This window comes from Actinokineospora lacus (assembly GCF_053813445.1).
Window position 1 is genome coordinate 335,129 of sequence record NZ_JBQERA010000007.1, and the last position, 15,416, is coordinate 350,544.

Annotated in this window: 6 protein-coding genes; 4 read left to right on the top strand and 2 right to left on the bottom strand. The window is 70.7% G+C overall.

What is annotated here, in order from left to right; genetic code table 11:
* Nucleotides 1-1,557: 1,557 nt before the first annotated feature.
* The 4 genes from ACTG9Q_RS19945 (at nucleotide 1,558) to ACTG9Q_RS19960 (ending at nucleotide 9,251) form a co-directional block, all read left to right on the top strand.
* Complete coding sequence (locus ACTG9Q_RS19945) at nucleotides 1,558-3,012, top strand: hypothetical protein (protein WP_455574328.1); 1,455 nt, start codon at nucleotides 1,558-1,560, stop codon at nucleotides 3,010-3,012.
* A gap of 153 nt (nucleotides 3,013-3,165) precedes the next feature.
* Nucleotides 3,166-8,109 carry an NAD-glutamate dehydrogenase gene (locus ACTG9Q_RS19950; RefSeq protein ID WP_455574329.1) on the top strand — a complete coding sequence of 1,648 codons (4,944 nt, stop codon included), beginning with the start codon at nucleotides 3,166-3,168 and terminating at the stop codon, nucleotides 8,107-8,109.
* A 91-nt stretch (nucleotides 8,110-8,200) separates the two neighbouring features.
* Nucleotides 8,201-8,626: an acyl-CoA thioesterase gene (locus ACTG9Q_RS19955; protein WP_455574330.1), complete on the top strand. Its 426-nt coding sequence runs from the start codon at nucleotides 8,201-8,203 to the stop codon at nucleotides 8,624-8,626.
* Complete coding sequence (locus ACTG9Q_RS19960) at nucleotides 8,619-9,251, top strand: hypothetical protein (RefSeq protein WP_455574331.1); 633 nt, start codon at nucleotides 8,619-8,621, stop codon at nucleotides 9,249-9,251. The genes ACTG9Q_RS19955 and ACTG9Q_RS19960 overlap by 8 nt, the downstream gene beginning before the upstream one ends.
* 14 nt (nucleotides 9,252-9,265) lie before the next feature.
* Here ACTG9Q_RS19960 and ACTG9Q_RS19965 read toward each other — a convergent pair whose 3' ends face one another.
* Entirely contained in the window at nucleotides 9,266-13,699 is a 4,434-nt protein-coding gene (locus tag ACTG9Q_RS19965) for an AAA domain-containing protein (RefSeq protein WP_455574332.1), read from the bottom strand.
* Between the two features lie 103 nt (nucleotides 13,700-13,802).
* Entirely contained in the window at nucleotides 13,803-15,380 is a 1,578-nt protein-coding gene (locus tag ACTG9Q_RS19970) for a glycoside hydrolase family 13 protein (RefSeq protein WP_455574333.1), read from the bottom strand.
* Nucleotides 15,381-15,416: the final 36 nt, after the last annotated feature.

Genomic DNA, 15,416 nt, shown 5'->3' on the forward strand with positions numbered 1-15,416 from the left:
CTGGGGGACCGATCTGGCGAGGGAGTCCCAGTGGACGCGCGTGGGCAGGGTGTCGAGCGGACGTCGGCCGCCTCACCGGGGGGTGGCAGGGCGGGTGCTCCTGAGGCATCGGCGGACACGCCGGACCTGCGGGTGGACGAGCCGGGGTTCACGCTGATCCTGGTGCGGGTGGAGCCGGTGGGGCATCCGGAGGCGATCGATCCGGCGGAACCCGCGCTGCCGGTGGGCGATGACCGGACGATCAACGCGCTGGCCTCGCGGGTGCGGGATCTGGCGCCGAGCGGGACGGAGTTGGTGCGGTCCGATCGCGGGGAGTTCGCCGTGCTGCTCCCGCGCACGGTGACGATCATCGCCGAGCAGTTCGCGGGGATCATCCGGAAACAGGCCGCGCGGGGGGTGTGGCTGACGGACGCCGGGGGTATGCCGGTGACCGTGCGTACCGCTGTGGCCAACCACGTCGCGGGCGGAGTCGCGCGGGGCCTGGAAACCCTGCTGCAGGCCGCTCGCGCCACCCTGCGGGGTGTGCCCGTCGAGCAGGCGCCGCCCGCCGAACCGGTTCAACCGCCAACGACACCGCTCCCTGACACCGCCGCGCGCCCGTCCCGCAGGGACAGGCGAACCGAGGCCGTCCCGTCCGACGCCCACGAGGTGCTGAGCCGCTTCGGCATCACCGCCGCCGCGGGTGGTGGCCGCCGCCGCGCCCCCGACGACGACCTCGACCCCTACCTGACCGTCGGCGCCGCCATCTCTCCCGATTCAGCCGCCGACACGCCCATCGACCCCGACGGCATACCACCGGTCGAGCCCGCACCGGACGAGATCCCCCCGATCGAACCCGGCCCTGACCAGCCGCCGACTCGACCCAACCCCAGCGAAATCCCCCCCGTCCCCGACGAGCCGAACCAGATCCCGCCGCTGCGCCGCGACCCCAGCGAAATCCCACCGCTGCGACCGGAGCCCAACGAGATCCCGCCTCTCCGACACGACCCCAGCGAAATCCCTGCGGTCCCGGATGAGCCGAATGAGATCCCGCCCGTGCGGCTTGGCTCCGGTGAGATTCGGCTGGCCCGGCCTGACTTGAATGAGTCTTCGTCCGCACGACTTGGCCCTGGTGAGATCCCCCCGGTTCGGGGTGAGTCGAATGAGATCCCGCCGATGAGGTTTGGCTCTGGTGAGGTTGGGTTGGCGCGGCCTGACGTGAACGAGTCTCCGCAGGTGCGTTTTGGTGCCGGTGAGATCCCTGCGATTTCGGGTGAGTCGAATGAGATTCCGCCGGTTCGGCTTGGCTCCGGTGAAGTTCGGCCGGTGCGCCCCGATCCTGACGAGACCCCGCCGGTCCGGGATGAGCTGGACGAGATCCCGCCACTGCGACTCGGCCTCAGTGGGAGTCCGGCGGTGCGACCCGAGTCGAACCAGGTTCCGCTGGGGCGACCTGAGCCCGGCGAGATCCCGTCGGTGCGGCCCGACCTGAACGAGGTCGGCCCCGCCCGGGATGGGGTTCCGTCGGGCCGTCCAGGGTTCGCTGGGATTCCTTCGGCTCGACCCGGTCTGGGTGGCATGTCACCGGGTCGGGGCGAGCAGTCCGAGGCAGGCGACAGGACGTCGGACTCCAGGGGGCACAGCGAAGGTCCCGAGGGGAGCGTTCCCGCGCGGGAACCCAGCGCCGGGCAATCGGACAACCGGAACGGCATCGCCGCGCAGCCGGCAGATCCGCTGCCCACCGCGGCGAGCCTGCTGGAGCGGTTGAGCAAGCTGGCTTCCGGGGAGTCCACACCAGACATCCAGGAGTCCGCGCCGGAGCCCACTGTGGACAAGAAGCGGGAGCCGGGGCAGCGCAGTGACACCGCCATCGCGTCCCGCCCGTCCCCGGCCATGGCGGAATGGCTGCGGCGCGCCGGACGTCCCCTGCCCGAGGACGATCTGATCGAGGAGCCCACGCCGGAACCGACCGCCCCCGAGCCGTCGTCCCCGGTTTCCGCTGAGCCGGACCCACGGTCGACAACCCGTCACCAGTCGTACCCGCGCCCCGGCGACCACCCGGCCATCCAGCAAGCCGGTCAGTCATCCGCGCGTCCCGCCGATTACCCGGGTTCTCGCCAAGCAGCCGAGCACGTGGTCGCTCGGCACCCCGTCGAGCAGGTGGCCATGCGGCAATCTGGCGGGTATCCGGGCATCCGGGCATCGGGAGATCACGCGACCGCCCGGCAATCTGGTGAGTACGCGGCGACCGGGCAAGCCGCCGCGTACCCGGCTACTCGGCACGCCGATCACTCAACCGCCCGGCAGCCCGTCGACCGCCCGGTTGCCCAGCAAGCGGTTGGCCATTCAAGCATTCAGCAGCCCGCTGGTCGCCCGGCTACGCGGCAAGCCGACCACGCGAATACTCGACAGCCCGGCGAGCACCCGGCCACTCGGCAAGCGGCTGAGAACTCGATCACCCGGCAGCCCGCTGACCGCCCGGCTGCTCAGCAAGCGGCCGGCAGGCAGCCGGTCGATCCCTCGGCTCCCATCATCCCCACCCGCCCCGGCAGCAGGCGGGACCGCTCCTCCAGTGGTCTCGCCGACCTCCTCGCCGAGGCCCTCGCCGCCTTCCAGTCCACCCAACCCGCCGAGGCGACCTGGGAGGACCAGCCCGAACCCCGCTCCCCCCTCAACGCCGCCCTCGCCGCGCGCCGCCCCATCGACCCCGCCCCGCGCCAGGAGGACGGCGGCAGGCGCCGCGCCCCCGACGACACCGAGGCGGTGGGCGGGCGCAGGCGAGCCCAGGGCGACCCGGGCTACACCCGCGTGGGCCGGGGCTGGCGTGGCCCGGCCGAGGCGACCCCGGAGGAACCCGAGGACTGGGCGCCCGGCCGCCGCGCCGCGCGCAGGGCGCGGGAGGAGGTCGGCCCGCGGGAGTGGGTGGCCGACGCCAGGGCGGCCGATCCGACCGATTCCCCGCCCAGCGCCTGGGATGAGGGCGGGCGGCACCGCTCCTCGGGCTGGGCGCCTGCCGACGTGGACGGAGCGTGACGGGAATATTGCCGACGGGCAGCGGTTTCTCCGCCAGTGTCAATGACTGGTGAACGCTGCGGGCAAGACGCGGCCTGCCGGGAGGCGGCACTACCCTGAAGGACGTTATGTGGCACATCGACGTGTCACAACGACTGTGGAGCCGACCTGAAGATGACCTCGACTGGTACACCGTCCCGAACCGAGAGGGCCGCCAGCGTCGACGGCTCGCCGCTCGGCGGGAGCCCGGTCGCGCGCAGCCCCGAGCAGACCCGGGACGAACTCATCGCGCGGGCCGCCGAGCTGGACCCCGACATAGCCGACCTGATCAGCCTGTACTACCGCCACATCCCGCCGGAGGAAGTGCTCGACGACGACCCGCGCGACCTCGTCGGCGCGGTGCGGTCGCACACCCAGCTCGCCGAGCGGCGGGTGCGGGGCAGGCCCGCGGTGCGGATGCTCAACCCCGAGGCGCGGACCGACGAGTGGTCCTCGCCGTGCTCGGTCATCCAGCTGGTGACCGACGACATGCCCTACCTGGTCGAATCCGTCACCGCGGCGCTGGCCCGCGGCGGGGCCCAGGTGCAGCGGGTGATCCACCCGATGGTCGTGGTCCAACGCGACGTCGCCGGGAAGCTGCAGGCCGTGCTGCCCAGCGCCGACGCCGAGGCGCCGCCCGCGGAGGCGTTCACCGAGAGCTGGATGTCGATCGAGGTCGACCGGGTCATCGATCCGGAGCGGGCCCGCGAGATCGAGACCGTGCTGCACTCGGTGCTGACCGACGTGCGCGAGGTCGTCGAGGACACCGACCGCATGGCCGGGACCGCGATGACGCTGGCCGACCAGCTCGAGCAGAACCCTCCCCCGCTGGACCCCGCGCAGGTCACCGACGGCGCGGAGCTGCTGCGCTGGCTGGCCGACGGCCACTTCACCTTCCTCGGCTACCGCAGCTACGAGCTGGTCGACGACGGGGGCGAGCCCGCCCTGCGCGCCATCCTGGCCAGCGGCCTCGGCGTCCTGCGCCAGGACAGCCTCGCCGCGCGCAGCCTGACCGCGGGGCCGGACGCGGGCAGGCACGCCCTCTCACCGAACCTGCTGGTCCTCACCGAGGCCAGCGCCCCCTCGACCGTGGCCAGGACGGCATACCCCTATTACGTGGGCGTGAAGACGTTCGACAGTGACGGCAACGTCACCGGCGAGCACCGCTTCCTGGGCATCTTCACCACCTCCGCCCTGCACGAGGACGTCCTCGACATCCCGGTCGTGCGCCGCAGGGTGCGCGACGTGATCCACCGCGCCGGCTTCCCGATGGAGTCCTACTCCGGGCAGCGGATGCTGGAAGTCATCCAGAACTGGCCGCGCGCCGAGCTGTTCTCCGCCACCGCCGAGTCGCTGTACACCACCGCCACGGGTGTCATCGCGCTGGCGGACAGGCGCAGGCTGCGGCTGTTCCTCCGCAAGGACCCCTACGGCCGGTTCTTCACCTGCCTGGTCTTCCTCCCGCGCGACCGCTACACCACCACCTCCCGCATCGCGATGCAGGAGGTGCTGCTGGAGGAGCTGGGCGGCACCAACCTGGAGTTCAGCACCCGCCTGGGCGAGTCGCCGCTGGCGCAGGTGTACTTCATCATCCACACCGACCCGGCCGCCAGGACCGAGCCGGACGTGCTGCGCATCCAGGAGCGGCTGACCCTGGCCGTGCGCACGTGGGACGACCGCATGGTCGAGGCCCTGCTGGGGGAGAAGGGCAACGGCGCGGAGTCGGCCACCGAGCTGGGCCAGCGCTACGCCGCGGTGTTCCCCGAGGCGTACAAGGAGGACTTCGACGCCCCGGTCGGCCTCGCCGACGTGCGCCGCCTCATGGCCCTCGGCGACAACGACATGGCCGTCTCGTTCTACGTCCCCGAGGGCGCCGAGGCGGGCGAGCGGCGGCTCAAGCTGTTCCTCGCGGGCGCCAAGGTGACCCTCTCCCAGGTCCTGCCGGTCCTGCACGCGATGGGCGTCGAGGTGCTCGACGAGCGCCCGTACGAGCTGCGGCGCGAGGACGGCGCCGAGTGGTGGGTCTACGACTTCGGCCTGCGGATCGATCCCGCGGTCCTGGAGGCCCGCACCGACGACGACGTCGACCGCCTGCCCACCGAGTTCGAGGAGGCGTTCACCGCCTCGTGGCGCGGCGAGGTGGACCCGGACCGGTTCAACGCCCTGGTCCTGCGCGGCGGCGTCACGTGGCGCCAGGCCGCGGTGCTGCGCGCGTACTCGCGCTACCTGCGCCAGGCGGGCACGCCCTACAGCCAGGAGTACATCGAGGACGCCGTGCTCGCCCACACGCACGTGGCGACCGCGCTGATCCAGCTGTTCGAGACGTGCTTCGACCCGTCGCTGTCGGCGCAGACCCGGGCCGCGCACGCCAGCGCGCAGATCGCCGACATCACCGAGATGATCGACGGCGTCACCAGCCTGGACGAGGACCGCATCCTGCGCAGCCTGCTGACGGTCATCCGGGCGACGCTGCGCACGAACTACTACGTCCGCGACGACGACGGCGCCCCCCGCCCGTACCTGGCGGTCAAGCTGGAGCCGGGCGCGATCCCGGAGCTGCCCGAGCCCCGGCCCCGCTTCGAGATCTTCGTCTACTCCCCGCGCGTGGAAGGCGTGCACCTGCGCTTCGGCACGGTGGCCCGCGGCGGGCTGCGCTGGTCCGACCGCAGGGAGGACTTCCGCACCGAGGTCCTGGGCCTGGTCAAGGCGCAGGCGGTGAAGAACGCGGTGATCGTGCCCGTCGGCGCGAAGGGCGGGTTCGTGCTCAAGCGCCCGCCCGTCCCGGTGGGCGACCCGGCGCTGGACCGCGAGGCGTTCCTCGCCGAGGGCGTGGCCTGCTACCGCATGTTCATCTCCGGCCTGCTGGACCTGACCGACAACCTCGACGGCACCACGGTCGTCCCGGCCCGCGACGTCGTGCGCTACGACGATGACGACACCTACCTCGTCGTCGCCGCCGACAAGGGCACCGCGACGTTCTCCGACACCGCCAACGAGGTGGCCCGCGAGTACGGCTTCTGGCTGGGCGACGCCTTCGCCAGCGGCGGCTCGGTCGGCTACGACCACAAGGCCATGGGCATCACCGCCCGGGGCGCGTGGGAGAGCGTGAAGCGGCACTTCCGCGAGCTGGACGTCGACACCCAGGCCGAGCCGTTCACCGTCGTCGGCGTCGGCGACATGTCCGGCGACGTGTTCGGCAACGGGATGCTGCTCTCCGAGCACATCCGGCTGGTGGCCGCCTTCGACCACCGGCACATCTTCATCGACCCCGACCCGGACGCCGCGGTCTCCTTCGCCGAGCGCGGGCGCATCTTCGGGCTCGCGCGCTCGTCGTGGGACGACTACGACCGCGCCAAGATCAGCGCGGGCGGCGGCGTCTGGCCGCGCACGCTCAAGTCGATCCCGGTCAGCCAGGAGGCCGTCCGCGCGCTGGGCCTGCCCGAGGGCACCACGAAGCTCTCGCCCGCCGAGCTGATGAAGGCCATCCTGCTCGCCGACGTCGACCTGCTGTGGAACGGCGGCATCGGCACCTACGTCAAGTCCAGCGCCGAGACCCACGGCGACGTCGGCGACAAGGCCAACGACCCGCTGCGGGTCGACGGCGCCGACCTGCGGGTCAAGGTCATCGGCGAGGGCGGCAACCTGGGCCTGACCCAGCGCGGCCGCATCGAGTTCGCCCGCGCGGGCGGGCGGGTCAACACCGACGCGCTGGACAACTCCGCGGGCGTGGACTGCTCCGACCACGAGGTCAACATCAAGATCCTGCTCGACCACCTGGTCCGCGCGGGCGAGCTGGACGGCGCCAACCGCGACGAGCTGCTCGCCGAGATGACCGGCGAGGTGGCCGAGCTGGTGCTGGCCGACAACTACCGGCAGAACGCGGTGCTCGGCGTCAGCCGCGCCCACGCCGCGCCGATGCTGTCGGTGCACCAGCGGCTGGTCGACAACCTGGAGAACGCGCGCGTCCTGGACCGCGGGCTGGAGGCGCTGCCGTCGCGGGCGCAGTTCAAGGCCATGGAGAAGGCGGGCGACGCCCTGAGCTCCCCGGAGCTGTGCACGCTGCTCGCGCACGTCAAGCTGGCGCTCAAGGACGAGCTGCTCGCCTCCGACCTGCCCGATCTCGACGTGTTCTCGCGCAGGCTGCCGGACTACTTCCCGACCCAGCTGCGCGAGCGCTTCGCCACCGCGATCGCCGCGCACCCGCTGCGCCGCCAGATCACCACGACGGTGCTGGTCAACGAGGTCGTCGACGGCGCGGGCATCTCCTTCGCGTTCCGGCTGGCCGAGGAGACCAGCGCGTCGGCCACCGACGCGGTGCGCGCCTTCGCCGTGGTCACCAGGGTCTACGACCTGCCCGCGATCTGGCGGGAGATCGACGCCCTGGACACCCTGGTGCCCACCGAGACCGCCGACCGGATGGTGCTGGAGACGCGCAGGCTGCTCGACCGGGTCTCGCGCTGGCTGCTCACCAACCGCCCGCAGCCGCTGGCGGTGGGCGCGGAGATCTCCCGGTTCCACGAGGTCGCCCGCGAGCTGGCCCCCGCGGTCGGCGGGTTCCTGCGCGGGCGCTCACGGGAGAAGGCCGAGCAGCACGCCGAGTCGCTGGTGTCAGCGGGCGTGCCCGCGAGCCTGGCCGGGCAGGTCTCGGCGCTGCTGGAGTCCTACAGCCTCCTCGACATCACCGAGATCGCCGAGCTCTCCGAGCGCGACGCGGGCCTGGACGCCGAGCGCTCGCCGTGGGAGACCGCCGAGCTGTACTACGCGCTGGCCGACCACCTGGACATCGACCTGATGCTCACCGCGGTCAGCGAGCTGGAGCGGGGCAACCGCTGGCACGCCCTGGCCCGCCTGGCCCTGCGCGACGACCTGTACGGCTCGCTGCGCGCCATCACCATCGACGTGATGCGCCAGAGCGACCCCGGCACCCGCGCCGCGGAGAAGATCGCCGCCTGGGAGCACGTCAACAGCTCCCGCCTGGCCAGGGCCCGCGCCGCGCTGGCCGACATCCAGGCGTCGGGCAGGCTCGACCTGGCCACGCTGTCGGTGGCCGCGCGGCAGATGCGCAGCATGGTGCGCTGACCGAGCGCCGCCCGCCGGGGGTTCCCGGCGGGCGGCGGGCTCGGGATAGGCTTCGGGGTCGTTGTTTCCGGGGAGGGGACCTTCGTTGGGCGTGTTCGTGACCGAGGTGCGGCCCCGCTGGTCGGACATGGATTCCTACGGCCATGTCAACCACGCCAGCACCGTGACCCTCCTGGAGGAGGCCCGCGTGGACCTGCTCTTCCACGAGGCCACCCTGCGCGGCGCCGAGGACCTGGCGCGCGGGGTGGTGGTCGCCAGCCTCACGGTCGACTACCACGCGCCCCTGTACGCCACCGGCCGCGCGGTGCGGGTGGCGGTGTCGGTGCGCGAGATCAGGGCCGCGTACTTCATCCTGGACTACGTGATCCACAATGGACTGACCGAGGCCGACACGGTCGCGGTCACCGCCCGCACGACGCTGGCGCCCTTCGACCTCGCGGCGGGCAAACCCCGGCGCATCACCGACAGCGAGCGCGACTTCCTCGCCGCGTGGCACAACGGAGGCGGCCGTGGCTGAACTGCACTTCGCCGACCCCGAGGAGCGCGCCGACCTCGGCGCGTTCGTCGCCAGGGCGGTCCGGCTCGACCAGCAGGCGGTCGTCCGCCTGAAGGGCCGCGAGGACGGCCGCGTCGACGCCTGGGTCGCCACCCCGTTCGACGTGCTGGCCACCCGCTCGGCGCGGGGCACGCTGAGCCCGACCGACGTGACGGTCTCGGGCAACGAGCTGCTGGCCGGGCTGTCGGTGGTGCGCGACGAGCGCATCGACCCCGGCCACCCGCGCGACCTGCAGTGGCGCTCGCCGCTGCCGCCCGGCAAGCACTGGCAGGTCGTGGACCGGGTGCCCGCCCGGACGGTGGCGTCCCTGGCGGACAAGGGTTTGGCCGTGGCCCGGGAGAACGTCGGCCCGCAGGGCACCCCGCCCGCGTCGCTGCTCGACCAGACCGTGCTGACGGTGGAGGGCGAGGGCATGGCGGTGAAGGTGCCGCTGCGCTGCCTGTTCGCCATGTCCGGCATGGGCTTCCTCGCCGACGACGAGGACGACCACATCCGCGTCACCGCGACTGACGCCTGGATGCGCCTCGACGCCCGCTACGGCGCCGTGGTCCGCCGCAGGCACGCCCTCCTGCCCCTGCTGGTCTGACCCCCGACGAGCCGCTACCCGTGCTTCGAGGGCACCCACCCGGACGGGTGAATGTCGTTCTTGGCGAGGGTGGACCAGAGTTCGGCCAGTGCGGCTTCCCGGTCGACGTAGAAGTCGGATTCCGGGATGCGGAAGAAGGTCCAGCCGCAGCGCTCCAGATCGCGTTGCCTGGCCAAGTCGCGGGCGTACTGGTCGGGGCCGTGCCACGCGTCGCCGTCGCATTCGATGGCCAGGCGGGAGCGGCCACCGAGGACGACCAGGTCAATGCGGTACCGCAACGCCTCGAACTGCGGGTGGACCGTATAGCCGCGATCGATGAGCCGGTTGAAAACCCGCTGCTCGAATAGGGAATCGAACCGGGCATCGCGGACATCGTCGGATACCCGTGAGGTATGCGTGCTCTCGGGGTCGTTGGCGCGACTGCTGACCCCGAGACAGTAGTCCAGGAGTTGAAACCGCATGTCGTCCGGATTTCCCAGGTTCGAGAGCGTGACGGAATGGAATAGCCACATCTGGTCCTTCGCCCTGGACGCGGCGACATTGAAGCGCTGGACGTAGCTCTCCGCGGTGAGTGGTTGGAGGCGTCGGCCCTCCTCGACCGCCGCGACCATCGACAGGAACACGACGTCGCGCTCCGACCCCTGGAAGTCGGCGGAGTCACCGCACCGCAGGTCTCGTTCCTGCCATTCCTCGATCGGGACCCGCTCCTGAAGCGCCCGCTCGATCCCCTTCGCCTGTGCCGGTCCCAATAGCGAGATCACGCCGAAGGTCTTGCCGTCATAGGCGGGATCGCTCAGGCACTTCATCACCTGTTCGACGATCGCTTCGACCTCGGGCGGATTGACCTTGGCTGTGGACCCCTTGGTATAGCCGCCGCGGACATGGACGGTCTTGATCGGGTCGAGACGGTCGACGCCGTACTGGCGTACCGGGATGAGCCGGATGCCGTCCTTCGCATAGGCGATCTTGTTGGAGAATTCGATGATCTCGGGCATACAACGCCGGTGCTCGGTCAGCGTGATCACATCGCCGTAGCGCATCTTGGCTTCGTCGAACAGGCTGCGTTGCGGGTTTTGCCAGGACGCCTTGTACCGGTCGTCGGCGATGTACTGGTTCGCCAGATCGCGCATCAGCTGCTGGTCGACCCCGACGGCAGAGGGGGAGACCTGCTTGTCATCGCCGACGATCACCAACTTCGGCGCGAGGTACTGCAGGAACGTTGCCTCCAGCCCGGCCTGGGACGCCTCGTCGACGATCACCACGTCGAACATGTCGGGCCTGATGCGCAGCTGCTCGGCGATCCGGTACACCGGCATGATCCACACCGGCACCGAGGACCGGCAGCGGTCCATCGCCTGACGGATCTCGGACCTCTTGGCCGTGGCGTACTTCCCCGTTCCCTTGCCGAGCCCTTTCACCAGCTGGGCGTACTGATTCAGGTCGGCGCGTGCCTGACCGGTCAGCCGGTCTTTTGACACGGCATGGCCCCATGCCCTGGTCGCGGCGAGCTGCTCGACGGCGTCGCGGACGCGGTCCTCGGTGTCGGCGATCCGCGCCTGGATCTCGTTGACATCGATAACCGGTCGGGAAGTGATCCACGCGCCGGTCGTGGCCCATGACCACGCCGCCTCAAAGGAACCGAGGCGCTGAGGCCAGGAGGCGTCTTGGGGAGTCGCTTCGACGGCCTTGGCCAGGGCCGGACACGCGGTGCCAAGGCGGCTCACAAGCTCACCGCGCCGCTGGTCAGCCTGGCGCACCTCGAGAATCCTGGCCACCCGTTGGTATGCGGCGGCGTAGGCGTTGTGGTCCCGCCGATCGGCGGCCTCGCTCAGGGCACTGACGGAAGGTGTCGCGTTGTCCCATTTCGCCGCTTCGTGCAGCACGCGCGCGGTGTTCTCGGCGGGAGCGGCCGCTGCCTGGTGGCCGTCATGGGAGTCGGCGGCGTCCACCATGTCGAGATAGGACTTGAGAGCATCGGCGTCACTCCAATCCGGCTGGGACAGGTGGAACCGGTGCAGGGTGCCCTGCTGACCACTGACGTCCGCGCCCAGCCGCAGCACCTTGCGCAGCTGATCGACCTCGGTGACGTGCCATGACAGACGCTCGTGTGGCGTGTCCTCCAGCGGAATGTCCGCAGAGCCCGGCCAGGCCCTGTCGAGCGCGTCGAGCAGTGCGCAGGCGTGTCCCCAGTCGAGGAACGAGTCCAGATGCCGCGTGGTCACCGGTGGGAGTCCGTTGACTCGGACACCGGTGAACAGTGCGGCGGACTGCTTGACGATCTGCGCGGAGAACACGCCAATCTTGGGCAACCCGGTGGGCTCGATCTTCAGTTTGCCGCCGTTCGCCAAGTGCTCGCGCAGGCCGCGGGCGAGGTGGAGCAGGGGTTCCCGGGCGCCGTTCACCTCGATCCTGGTGTGCCCCAAGCTCGCGACCACCGGACCGCACTGCTGGATGAGGTTGGTGATGGCTTGTTCGCGCGCGGTCCATCGACCCGCGTGGCCGTTGAGGACATCCTGCGCTGCCTGGGGAATCCACCGCTCCGTCCTGCGGCGGATCTCGATGGTCCGGTTTCGGATACCGGCCAGCGCGGCTCGGAACTCCTGGCGCACGGGGCGGGGGATCGAGTGCACGGCGGGATACGCGGGCATGGTCCTGACCCGGGCCCACTCTGCGCTGTGCTGGGCGGCCGTCCTCTCCGCGGCGACGTTCTCGGCGAACGTCGAGGGGGTCGGTATGTCCGCGAGGTCCACGGTGCGCAGCGCGGACTCCGGCAGGTCAGCGGCCAAGTCCGGATCGGTGAGGAGCCGGTGCAGCTCGCCGATCTCGGCGGTGCGCAACGGCGGGGGAGTGTCGGGTCCGCCCGTGAACAGCGACGCCAGCCAACCGAACTGGTCGGCCTGTCGCGAGTGCTGTTCAGCGATCTTGGCGAGTGTGCCGCTGAATCCGGCTCGTTCGTGCAGGCTGACCTCAGCTTCCTTGGCGCTGATCAGGTCGGAGCGAAGGGCCGCCCGCAGCTGTCTCAACCTGTCGATTTCTGCCTCAAGCCCGCGAATCTCCCGCTCGGCGTCCGCAGGGTCGTATTCCGAAGCCGCGTTGCTGATTCCTTGGACCGCCAGTTTGAGATCGGCCAAGTCCTCTCGGGACGTGCCCGCAACGGACACCGATAGAGGTTTGATCGTCGAGGGCAGCTTTTCCCGCACTTCCTTCAACGCTCGGTCGGTGTGGGCGGTCACGAGCACCCGGTTGCCGCGTGCGAGCAGATGCGACAGGAGCGCGGCGACCGTGTGGGTCTTCCCGGTCCCAGGCGGACCCTGCACGAGGGTTTGCGCGCTGTTGTCGACCTTTCGGATGATCTCCAGCTGCTTGTCGTTGACCGGGAGTGGCAGGAAGGGATCGTCATCGACGGTGATCAGGGCGCCCTCGCCGTGGGGTGCGCCTGTTCGCGGCTCGTGGTTCGGATCGATCAACGGGATGACACCGTCAGGGACGACGTCGGACTCCGCCAGCTGCGCGACGATCGTCTCGTAGATGTCGACAATGCCCTGCTGGGACCGCTTGCGCAGGATGAGAGCGGGCGCGTACGCGGCCGTTGCGCTGGTCGAGGGCGAGGGAGGGGCGTCGTGGGGACGGTAATCGCCGTCAGCGTCGAGGATGTTGACCAGGCGCTGCGCGAGTAGCCCGACCTCGTCTCGGTCGAGCGGATGTGCGGTGCTCACGCTCGCGTCCTCGCGCACGGCATTGATCCGCGGCGAGGTCGTCAAGCTGGGATCGAGCATGTCCAGCTCGGTCCTGTACGCCTCCAGTGATTCCGAGCGGACGACCGCCAGCGACCCGGTCTCATCGTCGAAGGTGATCGAGACCGGTGCGGTGAGCAGATGTCGCAGCACTGGTTCGTGTCCCTCGGGCTGCCACGCCAGACAGCCCACCGCGACGACCAGCTCGAAGTCCTCGGGATGGCCGGTTGCCTTGAGAAAAGTGGAGAACAGCTCTTGGTATAGATGGCGCGCAGGCCGGTCGACCAGTTCCAGCTCCGCCCACGCCTGCCACTTCACCAGCCAGCGCTGGTAGGCGTCTTGGACGTCGGGTCGTTCGGTGACCTCGACCCGCCGCATCTGCTCGTCATGGTGGGGCAGGTGGATGAACTCACGAAGGGCGGGCGCTTGTTCCGGTGTGTCGAGGTCGCCGATGAGCCAGTCCCGCAGCTCACTGTGAGGTTGGGGGACGTCTTGGCGGATCAGCCGGGCAACAGACAGGATGGGGTCGTCAGCGCCTGGGGCCACATGGCGTTGCACGGCTGGGTGGTCCGGCAGAGCGGACCACCACACCACCTTCTCGTACTTGCTGACTATCCGGGTGGGTTTGGTGCGCTGCTGCTGGGCGCGCGCGAGGAATTGGAATAGCCGCTTTGCTCGGTCGACGAGTGTGCTCGTCGCGGCATCATCGCTCATCCTGCTGCTACCCCCGTGCATGTGGTGCTTACTACAAGCCTGTGGATATGTAGTCGCGCACCGAATGCCGGACGTTTCCGATGCGCCTGTTCGGACTGATGACTCAGACCAGCCACACGGAGGCGTCCGGGGGCAGGAGCGTGCCCTCCAGCGGCGCGCTCGACAGCAGCACCTCGCCAGGGGGCAGTGGCACCGGGGCCGCCGAGGTGTTCAGGGCGCAGATGAGCCCGCCGCCCTTGCGGCGGAAGGCGAAGCAGCCGGGGGGAGCGCCGTACCACTCCAGTTCCGTGCCGTCGAAGGCCGCGTGGGTCTTGCGGATCTCCACGGCCTGCCGGTACAGCGACAGCATGGAGCCCGGGTCCTCCAGCTGCGCCTCGACCGTCAGCGGGCCCCAGTCCTTGGGGATCGGCAGCCAGGTCGTCTCGGCGGTGGTGAAGCCGAACGGCGGTTCCACGCCCTCCCACGGCACCGGGACGCGGCAGCCGTCGCGGCCCCGCTCCGCCCCGCCCGAGCGCCGGAAGATCGGGTCCTGCAGGGCCCAGTCCGGCAGGTCGGCGTTCGGCAGCCCCAATTCCTCGCCGTTGTACAGGTACGCCACCCCGGGCAGCGCCAGCTCGACCAGCGCCATCGCCCGCGCCCGCCGGGTCCCGGCATCCCCGTCCCCGTAACGGGTCACGTGGCGCACCACGTCGTGATTGGACAGTGTCCAGGTGGGCGAGGCCACGACCAGCGAGCGCTCGATGGCGCGGCGCACGGCGTCGGCGTCGAAGTCGGCCTGGGCGAGCTTGAAGTTGAAGCCCAGGTGCAGCTCGTCCGGCCGGAGGTAGCGGGCGAAGCGCTCGTCGTCGTCGACCCAGATCTCGCCGACGGCCATCGTGGCGGGGTAGCCGTCCAGGACACCCCGGATCAGGCGGTGGACCTCGTGCACGGCGTCGTTGTCGAAGCGGGGGTCCACCACGTCGGGCTGCTGCGCGCCCGCCATGACGGCGACCGCGGCCGGGTCCATGTCGGGCAGGCCGTCGGGCTTGGCCATGCCGTGGGCGACATCGATGCGGAACCCGTCGACGCCGCGGTCGAGCCAGAACCGCAGGGTCTCGACCAGGTCGGCGCGCACGTGGGAGTCGTCCCAGTTCAGGTCCGGCTGCTCGGGGGAGAACAGGTGCAGGTACCACTGGCCGTCGGGCACGCGGGTCCACGCCGGGCCGCCGAAGACGCTGGTCCAGTTGTTCGGCGGGGCGTCGCCGCGGCCGTCGCGGAAGTAGTAGCGGTTGCGGGCGGGGCTGCCCGCCGGGGCGGCCAGCGCCTCCTGGAACCACGGGTGCTGGTCGCTGGTGTGGTTGGGGACCAGGTCGACGGTGATCTTGATGCCGTGGTCGTGCGCGTCGGACACCAGGCGGTCGAAGGCGGCCAGGTCGCCGAACAGCGGGTCGACGTCGCGCGGGTCGGACACGTCGTAGCCGTGGTCGGCCATGGGGGAGCGGTAGAACGGGGTGAGCCACAGCGCGTCGACGCCCAGCAGCTCCAGGTAGCCCAGCCGGGACCGGATGCCCTCCAGGTCCCCCACGCCGTCACCGTCGGAGTCGGCGAAGGAGCGCACGTAGACCTGGTAGAACACCGCGTCCTGCCACCACGACACCCCCCCGGGGCGCGAGTCGGCGCTTCGTCGCACGTTGCCTGCCATTCCAGCCTGTCGGGCTCCCCGAAGCCCGCACGAGTT